This is a genomic window from Microcoleus sp. OTE_8_concoct_300, from assembly GCF_031383065.1.
In the GTDB taxonomy this organism is placed as follows: Bacteria; Cyanobacteriota; Cyanobacteriia; order Cyanobacteriales; family Microcoleaceae; genus Microcoleus.
This window is the reverse complement of record NZ_JANMZH010000518.1, coordinates 1-4,096: the sequence shown is the minus strand read 5'-3', so window position 1 is coordinate 4,096 and position 4,096 is coordinate 1. Positions and strand designations below refer to the sequence as shown.

General features: G+C 41.5%; 3 protein-coding genes and 1 pseudogene. 2 read left to right on the top strand and 2 right to left on the bottom strand.

Annotated features, from left to right (window positions below):
• Positions 1-389 precede the first annotated feature (389 nt).
• Complete coding sequence (locus ACUVJL_RS23955; protein WP_445248123.1) at positions 390-563, bottom strand: hypothetical protein; 174 nt, start codon at positions 561-563, stop codon at positions 390-392.
• A gap of 111 nt (positions 564-674) precedes the next feature.
• Entirely contained in the window at positions 675-1,178 is a 504-nt protein-coding gene (locus ACUVJL_RS23950) for a hypothetical protein (protein ID WP_445248122.1), read from the bottom strand.
• Between the two features lie 662 nt (positions 1,179-1,840).
• Between ACUVJL_RS23950 and ACUVJL_RS23945 the strand changes: the two genes are divergently transcribed.
• Both ACUVJL_RS23945 and ACUVJL_RS23940 read left to right on the top strand, forming a co-directional pair.
• A complete protein-coding gene (locus ACUVJL_RS23945; protein WP_445248121.1) occupies positions 1,841-2,563 on the top strand; it encodes an IS1 family transposase in 723 nt (240 codons plus the stop codon).
• Positions 2,564-2,592: 29 nt separating this feature from the next.
• A pseudogene (locus ACUVJL_RS23940) lies at positions 2,593-3,957 on the top strand (ATP-binding protein); the annotation flags it as partial.
• Positions 3,958-4,096: the final 139 nt, after the last annotated feature.

The following is a 4,096-nucleotide window of genomic DNA, read 5'->3' as shown; positions in this document are numbered from 1 at the left end:
AAATATTAAAATCACAAAATTTGATTGTATGAGTTATAAAAGTATCCTATGTATTCAATTACTGTAATTAAATTTCACTACATATTTATTACTACCGGAATGAGAATTAAATAACTTCCACAAGTTTGTGGGATGGGCGTCCCGCCCGTCCAAAAAGGACGGGCGGGACGCCCATCCCACAATCACAATTAAAAGTGTAAGTTCTTTAATTCGCGACCCTAAGCTGTTGTGCATCTAATTTGACAGTCAATTTTTCTACAACTCTTGTGGGACGGGCATCCTGCCCGTCTCTATATTTAATTTAGATGCGTAGCAGCTTAGTCCTCCAAAAAAAAAACACCCCTGCAGGGGTGCTGTTGCTTACCAGGTAAATTTTCTAGCTAACTGACTCAACTAAACCCTTCCTCATCCGCCGGGTCGCCGTAGGGGTCTTCGCTGGCGGGACTCACGTTGCCGTACTGTCCGGGATTTGAGGCATCTTCGTAATTGCCGTCAGCATCGACTTGCTCGCCGTCTGGTCCGAGGATCGCATCTTTTATATTCCGCAAAAATCCGTCTACCATGATAAAGTTCCTCTTTTTTTTTATGTGTTGAAAAATGGCTGTTTTAGATTGGGAATCCCCGATTTAATTGAGAATCACGGCAGCGGCCATCTAAAATCTCAAGTAGTTACGCTACTGTGCGGGAACAGGACTTGTAGCTTCCGGCAAGCTAGTAAGGTCTCGACCGGTTTTTTGGTTGTTGTACCCCTGGAATTCGCGGTAACGCGCTGCCTCAGACTCCGGAACTTTAATTCCTTCAGGCGGGGGCGTTACCCAGACCGCGCGATTCTGGGCATCGCGGTAGTAAACGCGACCGTTTTTGGAAAGGTAATGTTTTCCCTGCGGCCCCTTTTCTTGTTTATTTTTGTACTGATTGTAGATGTAGTAAAGGGCGGCTGCTCCTGCTAAAGTAATCCCTACTTTTTGAGCAGTGTTCAGTCCTTTTTTCGCTTGTGGCGAAGGAGTCGAGGCGCGATTAGTTTGCACTCCTCCAGCGCGAGTGTTGTCAACAGGAGGCGGAGGAGGCGAACTTTGCTGGCTAGAACCGCAAGCAGTGACAAAGGGAAAGGTAAGCAGCGTTGTCAGCAGCATTGCCATGAAGCGCGATCTTTTGGGTTCGGGGTTGACTTTATTCATTGCCGCTCCGAGTTCATTGGGATTGGAGGTGTGATGTGTTTTGGCAGGGTTGAGGAACCTGAGCTGCTGCCAACAGTTTTGATAGTCAATTAATTTCTCAAACCAATTTTGACAACACAAATAGTTGCTGAGAACTTACAACAGCGCAGGTACGGTATTGCTTTTCTATTCAATCATCGTCCAATTTTTATAAGATTTCCTCCTTCTAAGGATATAAATAGAATTTTTTTTTAGTCAGCCCGCAGGTATATGCACGCTGCACCGGGGCGGGTAAAAGTAAATTCCGCAATCTGGGCAAATTTTTGGGGAAATTCTGGAGAGACCGATCGCCCTACTGTAGCAATACATTAACCGCAAAACAAAGCTACGAAAGCTTTTCAGAACTTTTATGAAATTTAAAAATTTACTTACTGCTGCTTTGTCGATCGCAGTTATATTTACTGCGGTCAAGTATATACCTGCTTCGGTAGTAATAAATATGTAGTGAAATTTAATTACAGTAATTGAATACATAGGATACTTTTATAACTCATACAATCAAATTTTGTGATTTTAATATTTTTTTCGCGTTTGAATGTAGGTTGAGTTACAGTTATGCTATCATCAGGGATTATTGCTGGAATCCTTGATATCTGCCAACAAGATTAGTTTAGTCATATAATATGCTATCCTTACGACCAAATTGCCCTGAGTGTGGTTCAAATCACATAGTTAAAAATGGTAGAATTCACAATAAAAAACCCAAATACAAATGTCAAAGTTGCGGTCGCCAATTTGTCGAAAATCCGACCAACAAAGTAATTAGCTCAGAAACAAAAGATTTAATCGATCGACTTCTTTTGGAGAAGATTTCTTTGGCTGGTATAGCTAGAAGCACGGGTGTTTCTCAAAAATGGTTACAGGATTACGTAAATAATAAATATGCCTCAATCGAACGCACAGTAAAGGTTAAACCTAAAAAAAAAGTTAGATTGAATGTTGAATGTGATGAACTGTGGTCATTTGTAGATTGCAAAGAAAATAAGCAATGGGTATGGTTAGCAATGGATAGAGAAACCAGAGAAATTATTGGTGTTTATATTGGCGCTCGTAGCGAAGAAGGAGCAAAACAATTATGGAATTCTCTACCTCCTGTATATCGACAATGTGCTGTTTGCTATACAGATTTTTGGGCTGCATATGCTTGTGTTTTTCCAAGCAAACGCCATCAGCCAGTTGGTAAAGAAAGTGGAAAGACTAATCACATTGAAAGATTTAATAATACTTTGCGCCAACGTGTTTCTCGGATCGTAAGAAAAACTCTTTCATTTTCTAAAAAGTTAGAAAACCATATTGGTGCTATTTGGTATTTTATCCATCATTACAACTATGTCTTGAGCCAATAAATATCTAATCACTACATATTTATTACCCATTAGATCTACTTTACCGCCACCGCATCATTCACAAAGACATTAAACCCGCCAACATTCTCATTAATCCTGAGACTAAACAAGTCAAACTCATTGACTTTAGTATTGCATCTTTGCTGCCGCGAGAGACTCAAATGCTGATGAGTCCCAAAGTAATGGAAGGAACACTCAGCTATTTATCTCCCGAACAAACAGGAAGAATGAATCGCGGCCTCGACTACCGCACAGATTTTTATTCTCTCGGTGTCACCTTTTACCAGTTGCTGACAGGAAAATTGCCATTTCAATGCAGCGATCCGATGGAATTGATCCACTGTCATATTGCCCAGCACCCGCCATCGGTACGTGAAATTAATCCCCAAATTCCCCTTGTCCTCTCGCAAATTGTCAGCAAATTGATTGCCAAAAATGCCGAATCTCGGTATCAGAGTGCATTAGGGCTGAAAGCCGATTTAGAAACTTGTTTGCAGCAACTCAATGATACAGGTAAAATAGAGAGTTTTGCCATTGGGAAGCGGGATTTTTGCGAGCGCTTTATCATACCAGAAAAACTCTACGGCAGAGCAACCGAAGTCGCTGCATTATTAGCAGCATTCGATCGAGTAGCAAACCCCTCTAGCTCTCGTTCCCAGGCTATTCTTGGGAACGAAAGAAACGGCCCAAAAGAAGACCCTCCCTTGATTAAGGGGAGCTCGGGTGACTCAAATTTATCCCGCAGCGAAATGATGCTAGTTGCCGGATTTTCCGGCATTGGGAAAACCGCTGTAGTCAACGAAATTCACAAACCCATAGTTCGCCAACGCGGTTATTTCATCAAAGGCAAATACGACCAATTCCAACGCAACATTCCATTTAGTGCTTTTGTGCAAGCCTTCCGAGATTTGATGGAGCAATTACTCTCAGAAAGTGACGCTGAGCTCGAACAATGGCAAAGAAAAATTATCACTGCTGTTGGCGAAAACGGTCAAGTTATTGTAGAAGTAATTCCCGAACTCGAACGAATTATTGGCAAACAACAGCCTGTCTCTGAACTTTCGGGAAGTGCCGCAGAAAACCGTTTTAATTTACTTTTTCAAAATTTTATCTCTGTGTTTGCTACACAAGAACATCCCTTAGTGATTTTTTTGGATGATTTGCAATGGTCAGATTCAGCATCCCTGAAGCTGTTGCAAGTGTTGATGAGTGAAAAAGATAGTCAGAATTTGCTGGTAATTGGGGCATATCGAGATAACGAAGTATCCCCGGCTCATCCATTTATGTTGACAGTAGCAGAGATGGAAAAATCCCAAGTAACGGTAAATACTATTACCTTGGAACCTCTGAGCCAAGTCGATATTAATGATTTGATAGCAGATACGCTCTCGTGCGAGGGAGCATAACAGTTATGCAATCAGTATAAATACTGATGATAATTTAAGCTGCTGCTTTGAGATTGACACCAATCATTCCATTTAAGTAAGCTACTCGATGAGCCAAGACTTGCGGGACATTTTGCTCATTCCATTG

What these genes read in the sequence shown, in the direction of transcription:
- ACUVJL_RS23955 (WP_445248123.1), bottom strand. Translation starts at nt 563, where the DNA reads ATGGTAGACGGATTTTTGCGGAATATAAAAGATGCGATCCTCGGACCA.
- ACUVJL_RS23950 (WP_445248122.1), bottom strand. Translation starts at nt 1,178, where the DNA reads ATGAATAAAGTCAACCCCGAACCCAAAAGATCGCGCTTCATGGCAATG.
- ACUVJL_RS23945 (WP_445248121.1), top strand. Translation starts at nt 1,841, where the DNA reads ATGCTATCCTTACGACCAAATTGCCCTGAGTGTGGTTCAAATCACATA.